This is a genomic window from Sorangium sp. So ce1153 (genome assembly GCF_051521595.1).
In the GTDB taxonomy this organism is placed as follows: domain Bacteria; phylum Myxococcota_A; class Polyangia; order Polyangiales; family Polyangiaceae; genus Sorangium.
In genome coordinates, this window is the sequence record NZ_CP150361.1 from 9,251,898 (window position 1) to 9,265,901 (window position 14,004).

Genomic DNA, 14,004 nt, shown 5'->3' on the forward strand with positions numbered 1-14,004 from the left:
CGGACGTATTTTTTCTCACAAAGTGCCCACAAAAGAATAAACGAAGGTTGCACAACTATGAACAAACGATATTAACGACAGGGCTCGCTGCTCAAAAATTGTGAACTAGACAACATTCGACCGCCTTTCGAAGGTCAGGTTCAGGAGGTTCGACCGTCATGCAAAAGCTGCTCGGTTCACCGCATGCGACGCTGGGCGCTGCGCTCGTCGTTTCGGCTCTCGGAGGGATCGGCGCCTGTCAGGGGGCCGAGGACGAGGCCGCCCCGGAGGCGTTCGTGGCGCCGGGTCGTTGCGTCTACACGAGCGCCATCACCCAGGCCGAGGAGTGCCGCGACTACACCGGCACCGGCTGGACCGCGGAGGCCGCGGAGGCCGACTGCAAGGCGCTCCAGGGCTCCACCTTCACCGGGGCCGAGCGCTGCGCCTATCCGGAGACGCTCGGCCGCTGCGTGCTCGAGGGCGGGACCGAGGACGAGTACAGCATCGTCCTTCCCGGCGGCGACGCGAGCCAGTGCGCCTCGACCCAGCGCGGCTGCGAGATGTTCGGCGGCGGCAAGTTCGAGCCCGACGCCTGCGAGGGCGCGGCCGAGCAGCCCGGCGGCGGCGTGGGCACGGGCGGCGCCGTCTTTCAGTGGCCCACGCAGACCTGCGTCGACCCGAAGGAGGGCGAGCCGGCCGGGCAGAGCGACGGCAAGGTCTGCACGTTCAACACGATCTCGGCCTGCACCGAGCCCGGCCGCCGGTTCACCGACTATGCGTCGTGCGAGCCGGTCCTCACGCAGCGCCCGTACTGGCCCGCGCCGCCCTCCGATTTCAAGACCCCGAGCGACGATCCGCGCCTCTCCGACCCGGAATGGCTCGGCGAGCTCGCCTGGGTCACGGAGCAGACCGAGGCGTGCGGGTGCGTGTGCTGTCACTCGGAGAAGGCCGCGCCGGCCGCGGGGACCTCGAACTGGTACATCGAGGCCGGGCCGGTCTGGACTGACAGCTTCTATCCGACGGGCCTCGCGCTGGCCGCCGGCTGGGTCTCCTCGGCGGCGCTCGGCGCGTATCCGGCGGACCAGAACAACGGCTTCTCCCGCGACGTCGCCGGCCTGCCCACCACGGACCCGGCGCGCATGGTCGCGTTCTTCGAGGGCGAGCTCGAGCGCCGCGGGTTCACGAGGGAGGACTTCGCGGATCAGGAGCCGTTCGGTGGGCCGCTCCACGAGCAGAGCCTCTATGAGCCGAGCGATTGCGCGGCGGGAGAAGGCGTGGACGCCGCGGGCAAGGTCACCTGGAGCGGCGGCGACGCCCGCTACGTCTACGTGCTGTCGGCGGACGCCAGCAACCCGGGCGCTCCGCCCAACCTCGACCTGCCCGAGGGGACGATCTGGCGGCTCGACGTGCCGTGGCAAGGCGAGCCCGTGCAGAGCGGGATCACCTACGGCGAGGTCCCGCCGAACACGAAGCAGGGCTATCCCGCCGACGGGAGCCCCGAGGAGCTCGTCCCGGGCACGAAATACTACCTTTACGTGTGGGCAGACGTCGGCATCCCGATCACGCGGTGCCTGTTCGACGTCTCGCCCTGAGACGGAGCGCGAGAGCGCGGCCCCCTCCCTCTCCGCACGTGGAGAGCGAGGGTCGTCGTGCTCCGCAAGGACCTCTCCGGTGCCGAGGCGTCATCGGCATAAATTAGCTATTAGTTCAATGGGTTCCGACTGACGCTCGACCGAGTCGTCTTCGGCGTGACCCAACGAACCGCCTGTGAAGATGCCAGCGTCCACCGCGGCGGGGGCGGCTTCGATGCGGGTGGGCACAGCTCTCCGTCAAACAAAGGACCGGCAGGGGTCCGAGACGGCTCACGGATCGTCTCGGTTCGCTCCTGTGAGCCGTCCCGGGGCGGAGGCGGTCCCTTGGGTCGACCGGCACGCGCCGTCCCCTCCCCTGCCATGCACCAGCAGCATCAGCGGTGTGGCAATGACCGACACCCGCTACAGCAACATGGGGGAGTGTATTCGAAGGAGATATGGAATGGATCGATTTCTTGGCTTCATCATGATGGCGGCGTCGAGCATCGCCATGGTCGCTTGCGGCAGCAGCGGCAGTGATGCCGACAGCGGCGGCAGCGGTGCCGGCACGGGCACCGGTGGCGGCGGCGACAGCGGTGCGGGCAGCGGCGGCGACGGCGCCGGCACGGGCGACGGTGCCGGTACGGGCGACGGTGCCGGTACGGGCGTCGGTGGCGGCACGGGCGTCGGTGGCGGCACGGGCATCGGTGGCGGCGGCACATCCTCGCTGGACACGGACACCGGCTGCTCCGGCGTGTTCAACCCCGATCAGGTGCTGGAGTACGCCATCACGATGGCGCCCGACGATTACGCCGCCATCCTCGCCGACACCACGTTCTCGCTCTCCCTCCCCGGGGAATTCAGCTGCAACGGCGGTGCGCCCATGCAAGTCGCCATCGAGCGCAAGCGCTCGGGAGGCGCCACGAAGGTGGGCCTCAAGGTCGAGCTGGATTCGACGGTCGCCGGGCAATCCTTCCACGGCTTGAAGAAGCTGGGGTTCGACAACGGCACGAGCTCCGGCTCCAATCAGGACGATGCCACGCCGCGCGACGTGATCGCGGAGTATCTCGGCTGGCGCTTCATGCGCGCAGCGGGCGTCTTGGCCAGCCGCAGCGCGCTGGCCAAGATCAGCGTCAACGGCGGCCCGGCGATGGTGTACGTGCATGTCGAACAGGTCGACAAACGTTTCCTTCAGGATCGGCTGGGCGAAAACGGCGGCTGGCTCTACAAGAAGTCCGGCGGCGACGGCGACGGCTTGAAGACGCACGAGAACGACGGCGTCGAGAATCCGCACGAGGCCTGGTACTGCTTCCTGCAAAAGAGCGGCTGTGCCAGCCCTGACGACGCCACGCTGGCCGAGCAGCTGCCCACGCGCGCCGACATCCCGCAGATGCATCGCCTGGGCGCCGTCAACGCCATCATCGGCAACACGGACGGCCTGCTCTACAAGGACAACAACTACTACCATTACGATTCCATCAACGGGAAGCGCACCTACATTCCCTGGGATCTCGACACCACCATGTCGGCTTCGGTGGACATCATCAACGACAGCGTGCCCGGCGGCACCACCGCCTTTACCGACGCGTTCTTCAGCCGCTGGGAGGCGGACTACCTCGCCATCGTCCAGCAAATCCTCGACGAAAAGATCACAGCGTCCTTCGTGGAGGCCGAGCTCAACCGCGTCCTCAGCGTCGCCGCTGCGGCCATCGACGCCGACCCCGCCCTCGCCGACGGCGCCGCCGACGCGGTTTCCACCCTGAGCGCCTGGTGGCAGAAGCGCCTCCCGGAACTACAGCAACAACTCAAGTGAGCGCGGGGTCACGCAGCTCTCCCCCCACCCCAACGCTGCGCAGCTCAGCGCGCGCCCGCCGACCTGGCAAGCCTTGCGAGCCGCCGGAGCCAGCGCACCGCGCGTCTTGTCATGAGTATTCGAGAATCGATGTTTATCGAACCGTGCCACGAATGGGAATGCCGCGGTAGGATTGCCGTCGCGCCACGCGCCACGCGCCACGCGCGCACGCCCATGCCGCCGTTTCCGGACCGGGGGGGCCGGCTCGCACGGAAGAAGGCCCTGTCAGCCCGGAGCAGGCCCCGCAGCCGGGCTCGACGTCCCCGAGACGCGCGGGTCCCCTTCTCGTCCGGGAGCGACGCGCGCGGCGAGCCGGAGCAGGCGGACGGCGACGAGGGCGAAGAACAGGTAATGGGCGAGCAGGAAGCGCTCCCAGAAGGCCGGGAAGAGGAGCGCGCGGACGAGGAGGTGCAGCAGCAGCAGGCCGAGCACCATCACCCAGGGATCTTCGAGCGTCAGCTTGCCGCCCGCGCGGACATAGGACGCCACCGCGATCGCCAGCACGAGCAGGTACGGCACCGCGTAGCTCACGAGCGCGTCCGGGAGGAGGCTCGTGGCCACCACCCGCACGTAGTCCTCCAGGCCGACCGGGGCAGGGGCGGACGCCGGGTGAGCGAGGTGGTTGATGAACGTATGATGAAAGAGCGTCCGCCAGCCATAACCGCCGAGCCGGCTGACCACGGCATAGGCGCCCAGGATCGCCGCCGACGAGGCGGCGAAACGAAGGAGCCGGGCGCGCAGCGGTTCTCCGCGATCGACGACGAGGAGGCCGGCCGAGAACATCAGCCCGAGGATGGCGCTGTCGTGCCGCACGAACACCGCGGCCGTGAGGAGCGCCACGGCGAGGCGCCAGCTGCGCTTCTCGAGGAGGAAGTACATCGCGGCGACCGCGACGAGCGCCGCGAGCCCGTCGGGGGTCGGAATGCGCGCGGCCTGCGTGAAGGGGAAGCTCAGGAAGGCGAAGCTGCTCACCAGGACGGCGCTCACCGGGTCGAGATAGCGCCGCATCCAGAAGAGACCGAGCAGCGCGAGGAAGGCGTACGACAGCGCCGCGATCGCGGACGCCGCCTGCACGAGGTTGACCCCGATTTTGTGAAGCAGGTAGATGAGGCCCGAGAAGACGACCCGCACCCGGTAAAATGGGAGCTGCTCGACGAATGCTTCCGGGGTCTTCGCGAGCTCGGCGCGGTACGGCGTGCCGTTCGTCAGCTCCTCGACATCGGCCTCCCGCGCGACGTCGCGGAGCGCGCCGTACGCGCCGCCATGGATGACAGCCGGGTCGCGCGACTCGTACGACAACACGACGCCAGCGTAGCCGAGCACGTCCCAGCCAATCTGTGGCGAGCGCAGCCCGCCGAGGCCGGCGACGCAGAAGATGATGAGGAAATACACCGCCGCCGCGAACCGCCGCGACCATGGACGAACACGCTCGCCCCCGTTGCTCGTCGGATCCGTAGAGAACATCGCCGCCCCCGAATTGGCTTTCGTTCAACCTCTCCGGCCCCCGCCGGAGGGATGGGGTGGCTGGCCTGGCGTGCGCTGTCGTGCAATCCCGCCGTCAGGCCGAGCGACCCAGAGACCTCGCGCAAACGCATACATGGTCCCACGGAGGGACAATGCGTCAAGACCTTCGGCATCAGGAACTTGCTCAGGGGCGCAAGGGCCGGGACGGCGGCGGCGGGGCCGAAACGCGCAATCCGTCCGCAGCGCCCTCAAGGGGTCTCAGCGGCTCACTCGGGCAGGCGCATCGAGACCATGGCGTCGATCGAGGCGCGCGAGAGCCTGCCCGGCAGATCGGGGAGCATCTCGGCGGCGGCGGAGGGGATCCTCTCGGGGTGGATGACCGCGACCTGGATCGCGCGCCGTGACTCGTCGAGCAGGATCATGAAGTAGCGATCGCCGCTCGGCCGACGCCACGTCGGGCAGCCGTCGGAGCGTCCGCCAGCCTCGATGACCGGCCCCTTTTCGTAAGCCTTCTGCGCGCACGCGTCCACGACCTCCACGTCCTCGGCGAACGCGTCGCGATCAGAGCCGGCTCCGCAGACGCTGCCGCCGACGTGCCCTTCCTGGTACGAGCGGACACCGGTGCTCATGAACTCGCGGTTGCTGTACTCGTTGTTGTCCATCACGACCTCGAACACGTTGATCTCGCCGCAGCCGTCGCCGACCGTGCCCGTCTTCGAGTAGCAGTTGCAGAGCCCGTTCCACTTGCGGCCGCCGTCGCGGATCAGCTCGGACGCGACGAACGCGACCCACGGACCCGGGTGGCCCTGCCCGCCGCCGTCGCACTTCTCGACGTCCGCGTCGTCGAACGTCATGGAGGCGAGGAAGACGACGAGCTTCGACCCCGCCCAGCCGAGGTGCATGATGCCCGGATCGTCGGGGCAGAAGTAGTCCTCGCCGTCACCGCACGGGAAGGGCCTGTCCTGCATGAAGTACGTGACGCAGTCCTTCTTCGTGAGGTCGCCCGTGAAGTCGGCGGACGTGTTCTGCCCTTCGGTGACGAGCAGGTTCGAGCCCACGCCGCGCCTTTCGTCCCACGACGAGACCATCTGCCAGGCGGCCGGGTCGCCGCCGGGCTGGTAGACGGCGAGCTGCTTCACGCGGATGGCCTTCATGATGAGGGTCATCTCCTCGTCGAACGGAGCGAGCCTGTCGCTCGTCGTGTGGTGCTCCGTCATGCAGCAGTGCCCGCCCCAGGTGTCGTCGCCGTCCTTGTAGTCGCACGCCGGATCTCCGGGCTCTCGGTCGATGCGGCGGGGCCACCAGCCGGGCGCGCCGATGTTCGTGAACGTCATCGTCCCGCCGCGCGTCGGGGTGCTCGGCTCGGGGACGTGGGGGCCGAGCCCTCCGCCGGCGCCCGTCGCGCTGCTGGACGGGCCTCCGCCGGCGCCCGTCGCGCTGCTGGATGGGCCCTCGCCGGCGCCCGTCGCGCTGCTGGACGGGCCTTCGCTCGTGGACGGCCCTCCGCTCGTCTGGCCCCCTCGGCCGCCCTCTCCTCCGACGTCGCCTCCGTCACCGCAGGCGCACGCGAGGAGGACGAGAGCAACCTGCACGAAGAACGATGAGCGTTTCATCTCCAGGAGTGTTTCCGGAGCGCGCTGGTTCCGTGATGAAAAGCGACGAGGGCAGCGCGGGTAGGTCATGGCAAGGCCCACACAGGCGCCGATCGGCACCAGCCCGCGCCGCGCGCCCCGGATCACGCGGGGCGCGCGGTGGGCGCGCTGCTGCGTGGGCAGCAATCGGTGCCCTCGTGTTGCTCCCGCGAGGCCTGGCCACTATAAGCTCGCCCGCAGCTTCCGCGCGAGCGGCGCGGGCGTTGCGCTCCGCTGCCGGGCCAGCCCCGGAGCCCGCCGCGAGGCGGGTGCGGAGGTGGTCGTCGGCCGTGATCGAGCTGCGTGACATCAGCAAGGTGTACCGGCAGGGCAAGCGCGAGGTGCGGGCGCTGGACGGCGTCTCCCTGCGCGTGGCCCCCGGCGAGGTGCTCGGGGTGCTGGGCCATAGCGGCGCGGGCAAATCCACGCTCATCCGCTGCGTCAACCTGCTCGAGCGGCCCACGGCGGGCGAGGTGCGCGTCGAGGGCCGGGACATGCTGGCGCTCGACCCGCGGGAGCTCCGGCACGCCCGCCAGGGCATCGGGATGATCTTCCAGCACTTCAACCTGTTCTCCTCGCAGACCGTGGCGGGGAACATCGCCTATCCGCTGGCGATCGCGGGCTGGCCCCCGGCGCGCGTCCGCGAGCGGGTGGAGGAGCTCCTCGCGCTGGTCGGCCTCTCGGACAAGGCGCAGGCGTACCCGGCCCAGCTCTCCGGCGGCCAGAAGCAGCGCGTGGGCATCGCCCGGGCGCTCGCGCCGCGGCCGCGCGTGCTGCTGTCCGACGAGGCGACCTCCGCCCTCGACCCGGAGACGACGCGCTCGGTGCTCGGCCTGCTGCGGGACATCAACCGGCAGCTGGGGCTCACCATCCTGCTCATCACGCACCAGATGGAGGTGCTCAAGGAGATCTGCCATTCGGCGGCCGTGCTGGAGCGGGGCCGCGTGGTGGAGCAGGGCAAGGTCATCGACCTGCTCGCGCGCCCCGGCGCCCGGCTGAACGCGCTTTGCTACGCGCCGTTCGCCGCGGCCGGCTGGCCCGTCCGCCCCGGGGGCCGCCTCGTGGGCCTGTCGCTCGCCGGCGACAGCGCCGCTCAGCCGGTGCTCGCGCTGCTGGCGCGCCGCTTCGGCGTGGACGCCACCCTCGTCGAAGGCACGCTGGAGCGGGTGGGCGGCGTCCCGGTGGGGCGCCTCCTGGTCGAGCTCACCGGCGCCCCCGAGGCGCTGGAGCAGGCGCTGGGCCACCTGCGCGAGCAGGGCTATTCGCCGGAGCCCGTGGCGCATGCCTAGCGAGCTCCTCGGGTCGCTCTGGGTGGCCACCGTGGAGACGCTCTACATGGCGTCGGTCTCCGCGGTCCTGGTCCTGCTCGCGGGGCTCCCGCTCGGCGTGCTGCTGGTGATCACCGACGAGGGCGGGCTCTGGGAGCGGCCGCTGCTGAACCGGTCGCTGGGCACGCTCGTGAACGTGGGGCGCTCCGTGCCGTTCATCATCCTGATGGTGGCCATCGTGCCGCTCACCCGGCTGATCGTGGGCACCACCATCGGCACCACGGCCGCCATCGTGCCGCTGGTCGTGGCGGCGATCCCCTTCATGGGGCGCGTCGTGGAGCAGGGCCTGCGCGAGGTGGATCCCGGGCTGGTCGAGGCGGCCGTGGCGATGGGCTCCACGCACCGGCAAGTGATCCTCCGGGTGCTCCTGCCCGAGGCGCTGCCGTCCCTCGTGCGCGGCACGGCGCTCATGGTGATCAGCCTGCTCGGCTACAGCGCCATGGCGGGCGCCGTGGGCGGCGGCGGCCTCGGCGACCTGGCGGTGAAGTACGGTTACATGCGCTTTCGCACCGACGTGATGCTGGGCTGCCTCGTGGTGCTGCTCGTCCTGGTGCAAGCCGTCCAGCTGCTCGGGGACAGGCTCGCCGCCCGCTTCGACCGCGCGAGCTCCCGGGGCGCCGACGCCCGCGATTGACCCTGTTCCAGGCGCCCGGCCCGCGTCGTCGGGCCGCGCGACCCCTCCGGAGGACTGACCATGAAGCGAACCCATGCGATCGTGCTCTCTGCGCTCCTGCTCTCGGTGGTGGCGCTGCTCGCCCTCGCCGGCTGCAAGAAGACCGACGAGGCCGCCGGCGGCGGCCGCACCTTGAAGGTCGGCGCCACCCCCGTCCCGCACGCGGAGATCCTCCGGGCGGCCGCGCCGCTGGCGGAGCGGGAGGGCGTGAAGATCGAGGTGGTCGAGTTCACCGACTACGTCCAGCCGAACATCGCGCTTTCGGACGGGCAGCTCGGCGCCAACTACTTCCAGCACGTGCCCTACCTGGAGCGCTTCAGCGCCGACCGCCACCTCTCGCTGAGCAGCGCGGCGGCGGTGCACCTCGAGCCGCTGGCCCTTTATTCCACCAAGCATGCTCGCCTGGAGGACCTGCCCGAGGCCGCGCAGGTGACGATCCCGGCCGACCCGACCAACGGCAGCCGGGCGCTCCAGCTCCTGGCCCAGCATGGGCTCCTGCGCCTCCGCGAGGGGGCCGGCGTCGCCGCGACCGCAAAGGACGTCGTCGACAACCCGCGCAAGCTCGCGCTGCGGGAGATCGACGCCGAGCAGCAGCCGCGCACCCTGGCGGACGTGGACGCCGCCGTCATCAACGGCAACTACTTCCTCGAGGCGCAGAAGAACCTGAAGCTGGACGCGAAGGTGCTCGCCCGCGAGTCCGCGAAGGGGAACCCCTATGCCAACGTGCTGGCGGTGCGGAAGGGCGACGAGGCGCGGCCCGAGGTGCAGGCGCTGATCAAGGCGCTGCAGTCCGAGGAGGTGCGTCGCTTCATCGAGTCCACCTATGGCGGCGCGGTGGTGCCGGCGTTCTGACGCGGGCGCGCATCGCGGTGTAGGATGCCGCGATGCGAAAGCTGGCCCTGTTCATCCTGACGCTGGTGGCGATCGCGTGGTGCGCGCCCTCGCCCGCGAGCGCGCAGTCCGGCGCGCCCGGCCCGCAGGGGGCGGCGCCGCCGCCGTCGCGGACCGCCATCGTCGGGTTCACGGCGTCGCTGACGGGCAACGTCAACGTCGAATCGACCCGGCAGACCAACGGCATCAAGATGTGGGTGGACGACGTCAACAAGGCGGGCGGCGTCCGCCTCGCCGATGGCAGCGCCGTCACCCTCGACATCAGGTTCTATGACGACGAGAGCAACAAGGATCGCGTCCAGCAGCTCTATACCCGGCTGATCAACGAGGACAGGGCCGATTTCCTGATCAGCCCGTACAGCAGCGGCCTGACGGACGCGGCCGCCGTCATCGCCGAGCAGTATGGCCGCGTCATGGTCACGGCGGGCGCGTCGTCCGATTCGACGCACGACAAGGGCTACTCGCTCGCCTTCATGACGTACACGCCCGCGAGCCGCTATCTGGCCGGCGCCTTCGATCTCCTCGCCCACCTCGATCCCTCCGTGAAGCGGGTCGCGATCGTCCACGAGCGGGACAAGTTCTCCACCGACGTGGCCACGGCCGCCAAAAGCCACGGCGAGGGCAAGGGCTACGAGATCGTCCTCTTCGAGGGCTATGCCACCGGCACCACGGACTTCGCGCCGTTCATCAACAGGATGCCTGCCGACGTCGAGGTCATCATGGGCGGCGGCCACTTCGCCGACACGAGCACCTTCGCCAGGCAGCTCTCGGAGAAAGGCATCCAGGCCAAGTTCATCGCGCTGCTCGTCGCGCCGCCCGAGCCGCGGTTCGGGGAGCTCGGCGCGGCGGCGCTCGGCGTCATCGGCCCGAGTCAATGGGAGTCGACCGTGAAATACAGCGCCGAGGCCGCCAGCGCGGCGGGCCTCCCCTGGCACGGCCCGTCGGTGAGCGACTTCGTCGCTCGCTTCCGGGAGCGCTTCGGGGAGACGCCCTCGTATCACGGCGCGGGGGGCTACGCCGCCGGGCTGATCCTCGAGCAGGCGATAGCGCGGGCCGGGTCGCTGGACACGGCGAAGGTCAAGGCGGCGCTCGACGGCACGGACATGCTGACCTTCTTCGGCCACACGAAATACGACACCAGCGCGAAGGGGCACGGCCGCCAGATCGGCCATGAGATGGTGTACATCCAGTGGCAGAAGGACGAGCAGGGCAAGATGGTCAAGCGGGTCGTCTGGCCAGCGGAGGCCAGCACCGCCAACCCCCTGTATCCCGCCCGCGATCAGGCGGCCGCGGGGCCCAGCCAGCTGCTGACGTCGCTCGTGGACGGGCTCATGCTCGGCTTCGTGTACGGCCTCGCGGCGATGGGGATGACGCTCATCTGGGGGGTCCTGCGCGTCATCAACCTGAGCCACGGCGCGGTCATCGCCCTCGGGATGTTCGCCAGCCACTTCCTCTTCACGCACCTGGGGCTGAACCCCTACGTCGGGCTCGTCGCGGTGGCCGCGGCGGGGCTGCTGCTCGGGCTGATCATTTACCCTGTGGCTGTACACCGGGTGATCCATGCGCCGCACCACCTGACGACCCTGCTGGCCACGTTCGCCGTCAACATGATCTTCATCGGTCTGGGCACGGCGCTCTTGACCACCACGCCTCGCAACATCGACTACTCGCTCGGCACGGCGCGGCTCGGCCCGGTGTCGCTCCCGGGCACGCGCCTCATGGCGGCGCTCATGGCCGTCCTCGTCGCGTCGGCGCTCACCTTGTTCCTCCGCCGGACGCGGCTCGGCAAGGCGATCCGCGCCGTGGCCAGCAACCGCGCCTCGGCGGAGCTGATGGGCATCCCCTCCTCCCGCGTGCTCGGCCTCAGCTTCGGTCTCGGGACGATGCTCGCGGCGGTGGCCGGCGGGCTCATCGCCACGTTCTTCCCCTTCACCATCCTGAGCGGCGAGTCGTACCAGCTCAAGTCGTTCGTCATCGGCGTGCTGGGGGGCCTCGGCAACCCCCTCGGGGCGCTGGTCGGAGGGCTCTTGCTCGGCACGCTGGAGGGGCTCATCCCCATGTTCCTCCCGGTGAGCTGGGTGCCTGTGGTGGAGTTCGCGCTGTTCGTCCTCGTGCTGCTGCTCCGCCCGAGCGGCCTCCTGGGAGCCCGCACATGAACGCCCATCGACACCCTGCCTTCTGGCTGACGCTCTCCCTCGTCGCGGCGCTGGGCGTGCTCCCGCTCGCGACGCGCGGCGACACGCTGCGGGAGACGATGTTCACCCTGCTGACGTTCGTCACGCTCGCCTCGAGCCTGAACCTGCTGCTCGGGTACACGGGCTACGTGAACTTCGGCCATATCGTGTTCTTCGGGCTCGGCGGGTACACCGGCTTCTACCTCCTGAGCCAGCGAGGGGTCTCTCTCTACCTCGCGATGCTGGCCGGCGGCCTGGCCGCCGCCGCGCTCGCGGCCGTCCTCGGCCTCGCCATCCTGCGCCTCCGGGGCGCCTACTTCGCCCTGGCCACGATCGGGATCAACGAGGCGGCGCGCGCCTTCGTGAACAACATCTCCCTCTTCGGGGGCGCGACGGGCCTGTCGATCAACTTCTCCGTGTACGGCGAGTACGGCGGCCCGGCCAGGGCGCTGTGGCTCACGTACGCCCTGCTCCTCGGGGTCACGGTGGTCGTCGTCGCGCTCAGCCTGCTCGTGAAGAGCTCGCGGTTCGGGCTCGGCCTGCTCGCCATCCGCGAGGACGAGGACGCGGCGCTCGTCATGGGCGTGAACGCGCCGCGGCTGAAGACGCTCGCCTACGTGCTGTCGGCGTTCTTCCCTGGCGTCGTCGGCACGCTCTATTTCTTCAAGAACGGCAATGTCGAGCCGGGCGACGCCTTCCGGCTGCACACCTCGATCGAGACGCTCGTCATGGTGATGCTGGGCGGCGCCGGGACGGCGCTCGGGCCGGTCCTGGGCGCCGCGACGTACGACCGTCTCCGCAGCTTCCTGCTCACGACCCCGCTCTTCAAGGACCTTCACCTCGCCTTCGCGGGGGGCGTGCTCCTGCTCATCGTCCTGTTCGTGCCCTCCGGGGTCGTCGGCTGGCTGCGCGCGCGACTGCCCCGCGCGCGGGGGGTGCTCGAATGATGCTGGAGGTCCAGGGGATAGCGAAGCGCTTCGGTGGCCTGCAGGCGCTGAGCGACGTCGCGTTTGGCGTCGACGAAGGGGAGATCCTCGGCCTCATCGGCCCGAACGGCGCCGGCAAGACGACGCTCTTCAACGTGGTGAGCGGCGTGCACGCGCCCGAGCAGGGCCGCATCGTGTTCCGCGGTCAGGACATCACCGGCCTTCCGCCGTACCGCGTGGCGCACCTCGGGCTGGCCCGCACCTTCCAGATCGTGCGGCCGCTCCACGACCTCACGGTGCGCGAGAACGTCATCCTCGGCGCCTGCTACGGCCGCGAGCGCCACGGGCGCGGCGCCGCGGCCCGCGTGGCGGACGAGGTGCTCGCCCTCGTGGGCCTCGGCGGCCTCGGCGAGCGCGCCGCGCAGCTGGCTGGCAGCCTGAACGTCGCGCAGAAGAAGCGGCTGGAGCTGGCCCGCGCCCTCGCGGCCCGGCCGTACCTGCTCTTGCTCGACGAGGTCCTCGCGGGCCTGAACCCCGCCGAGGTGGCCCGGATGATCGACACCATCCGCCACATCCGCGGCCAGGGTGTCACGATCGTGATGATCGAGCACCTCATGCAGGCGATGATGAGCCTGTCGGACCGGATCGTGGTCCTGGACTATGGCAAGCTCATCGCCGAGGGGGAGCCGCGGGAAGTGGCCGCGGATCCGAAGGTGATCGAGGCGTACCTCGGCGACCCGAAGCTCGGGCAGGAGCTCTTGGCAGGAGGCTCGGATGGCGGCCGCGCTCGAAGTGACTGATCTGGCCACAGGCTACGGCGAGGTGCAGATCCTCTGGGGGGTGACGCTCCGCCTCGAGCCGGGGAAGCTGACGGCCCTCGTGGGGTCGAACGGGGCTGGCAAGACGACGCTGCTGCGCGCGGTGACGGGGCTGCTCCCGGCGTGGAGCGGCTCGGTGGTCTTCGCGGGCGGCGACGTGACGCGCCTCCCGGCGCACGCCCGCGCCGGCGAGGGGCTCGTGCTGGTGCCGGAGGGACGGCAGCTGTTCGCCGACATGACGGTCCACGAGAACCTGGAGCTCGGCGCCTTCTCGCGGCGGGCGCAGCCGGGCTTGCGGCGCAACCTGGAGCGCGTCTTCGAGATGTTCCCGCGCCTCGCGGATCGCCGCGGCCAGAAGGCTGGCACGCTCAGCGGCGGCGAGCAGCAGATGGTCGCCGTCGCGCGCGGGCTGATGGCGGAGCCGAAGGTGCTGATGCTCGACGAGCTGTCGCTGGGCCTCGCGCCGCGGCTGGTGCTGGACCTCTTCGAGTCGCTGCGCCGGCTCAAGGCCGAGGGGCTGACGATGCTCCTCGTCGAGCAGAACGTGGCCATGGCCATGGCGGTGAGCGACTACGCGTATGTGCTGGCGGAGGGGCGCGTGCACCTGGAGGGAGCGGCGAGCGAGCTGGCGAAGAAGGAGGAAGTCCGGAGGGCGTATCTCGGGATGTGAGTCGCTCGGGAAGCGCGCTTCCCGCAT

Annotated in this window: 11 protein-coding genes; 9 read left to right on the plus strand and 2 right to left on the minus strand. The window is 70.2% G+C overall.

What is annotated here, in order from left to right:
* Positions 1 to 158 precede the first annotated feature (158 nt).
* Both WME85_RS33220 and WME85_RS33225 read left to right on the plus strand, forming a co-directional pair.
* Complete coding sequence (locus tag WME85_RS33220; protein WP_437827120.1) at positions 159 to 1,571, plus strand: proteinase inhibitor; 1,413 nt, start codon at positions 159 to 161, stop codon at positions 1,569 to 1,571.
* Between the two features lie 442 nt (positions 1,572 to 2,013).
* Positions 2,014 to 3,363, plus strand: a complete 1,350-nt coding sequence (locus WME85_RS33225; protein WP_437827121.1) for a CotH kinase family protein — start codon at positions 2,014 to 2,016, stop codon at positions 3,361 to 3,363.
* Between the two features lie 264 nt (positions 3,364 to 3,627).
* On the opposite strand, the gene WME85_RS33230 is transcribed toward WME85_RS33225, so the two are convergent.
* A complete protein-coding gene (locus WME85_RS33230; RefSeq protein ID WP_437827122.1) occupies positions 3,628 to 4,866 on the minus strand; it encodes a hypothetical protein in 1,239 nt (412 codons plus the stop codon).
* 266 nt (positions 4,867 to 5,132) lie between these two features.
* On the minus strand, positions 5,133 to 6,479 hold the full coding sequence (locus WME85_RS33235) for a DUF2403 domain-containing lipoprotein (RefSeq protein ID WP_437827123.1): 1,347 nt from the start codon (positions 6,477 to 6,479) through the stop codon (positions 5,133 to 5,135).
* A gap of 308 nt (positions 6,480 to 6,787) precedes the next feature.
* On the opposite strand from WME85_RS33235, the gene WME85_RS33240 reads away from it, so the two are divergent.
* The 7 genes from WME85_RS33240 to WME85_RS33270 are packed head-to-tail and all read left to right on the plus strand — an operon-like array spanning position 6,788 to position 13,977.
* On the plus strand, positions 6,788 to 7,786 hold the full coding sequence (locus WME85_RS33240) for a methionine ABC transporter ATP-binding protein (protein WP_437827124.1): 999 nt from the start codon (positions 6,788 to 6,790) through the stop codon (positions 7,784 to 7,786).
* On the plus strand, positions 7,779 to 8,459 hold the full coding sequence (locus WME85_RS33245) for a methionine ABC transporter permease (protein ID WP_437303069.1): 681 nt from the start codon (positions 7,779 to 7,781) through the stop codon (positions 8,457 to 8,459). The genes WME85_RS33240 and WME85_RS33245 overlap by 8 nt, the downstream gene beginning before the upstream one ends.
* Before the next feature lie 60 nt (positions 8,460 to 8,519).
* Entirely contained in the window at positions 8,520 to 9,350 is an 831-nt protein-coding gene (locus WME85_RS33250; protein ID WP_437827125.1) for a MetQ/NlpA family ABC transporter substrate-binding protein, read from the plus strand.
* Between the two features lie 32 nt (positions 9,351 to 9,382).
* Entirely contained in the window at positions 9,383 to 11,545 is a 2,163-nt protein-coding gene (locus tag WME85_RS33255; RefSeq protein ID WP_437827126.1) for an ABC transporter substrate-binding protein, read from the plus strand.
* Complete coding sequence (locus tag WME85_RS33260) at positions 11,542 to 12,510, plus strand: branched-chain amino acid ABC transporter permease (RefSeq protein ID WP_437827127.1); 969 nt, start codon at positions 11,542 to 11,544, stop codon at positions 12,508 to 12,510. Before WME85_RS33255 ends, WME85_RS33260 begins: the two co-directional genes overlap by 4 nt.
* Entirely contained in the window at positions 12,510 to 13,289 is a 780-nt protein-coding gene (locus WME85_RS33265) for an ABC transporter ATP-binding protein (protein ID WP_437842420.1), read from the plus strand. The genes WME85_RS33260 and WME85_RS33265 overlap by 1 nt, the downstream gene beginning before the upstream one ends.
* On the plus strand, positions 13,264 to 13,977 hold the full coding sequence (locus WME85_RS33270) for an ABC transporter ATP-binding protein (protein WP_437827128.1): 714 nt from the start codon (positions 13,264 to 13,266) through the stop codon (positions 13,975 to 13,977). Before WME85_RS33265 ends, WME85_RS33270 begins: the two co-directional genes overlap by 26 nt.
* Positions 13,978 to 14,004: the final 27 nt, after the last annotated feature.

What these genes read in the sequence shown, in the direction of transcription:
- WME85_RS33230 (WP_437827122.1), bottom strand. Translation starts at nt 4,866, where the DNA reads ATGTTCTCTACGGATCCGACGAGCAACGGGGGCGAGCGTGTTCGTCCA.
- WME85_RS33225 (WP_437827121.1), top strand. Translation starts at nt 2,014, where the DNA reads ATGGATCGATTTCTTGGCTTCATCATGATGGCGGCGTCGAGCATCGCC.
- WME85_RS33260 (WP_437827127.1), top strand. Translation starts at nt 11,542, where the DNA reads ATGAACGCCCATCGACACCCTGCCTTCTGGCTGACGCTCTCCCTCGTC.
- WME85_RS33235 (WP_437827123.1), bottom strand. Translation starts at nt 6,479, where the DNA reads ATGAAACGCTCATCGTTCTTCGTGCAGGTTGCTCTCGTCCTCCTCGCG.
- WME85_RS33255 (WP_437827126.1), top strand. Translation starts at nt 9,383, where the DNA reads ATGCGAAAGCTGGCCCTGTTCATCCTGACGCTGGTGGCGATCGCGTGG.
- WME85_RS33265 (WP_437842420.1), top strand. Translation starts at nt 12,510, where the DNA reads ATGCTGGAGGTCCAGGGGATAGCGAAGCGCTTCGGTGGCCTGCAGGCG.
- WME85_RS33270 (WP_437827128.1), top strand. Translation starts at nt 13,264, where the DNA reads ATGGCGGCCGCGCTCGAAGTGACTGATCTGGCCACAGGCTACGGCGAG.
- WME85_RS33220 (WP_437827120.1), top strand. Translation starts at nt 159, where the DNA reads ATGCAAAAGCTGCTCGGTTCACCGCATGCGACGCTGGGCGCTGCGCTC.
- WME85_RS33250 (WP_437827125.1), top strand. Translation starts at nt 8,520, where the DNA reads ATGAAGCGAACCCATGCGATCGTGCTCTCTGCGCTCCTGCTCTCGGTG.
- WME85_RS33245 (WP_437303069.1), top strand. Translation starts at nt 7,779, where the DNA reads ATGCCTAGCGAGCTCCTCGGGTCGCTCTGGGTGGCCACCGTGGAGACG.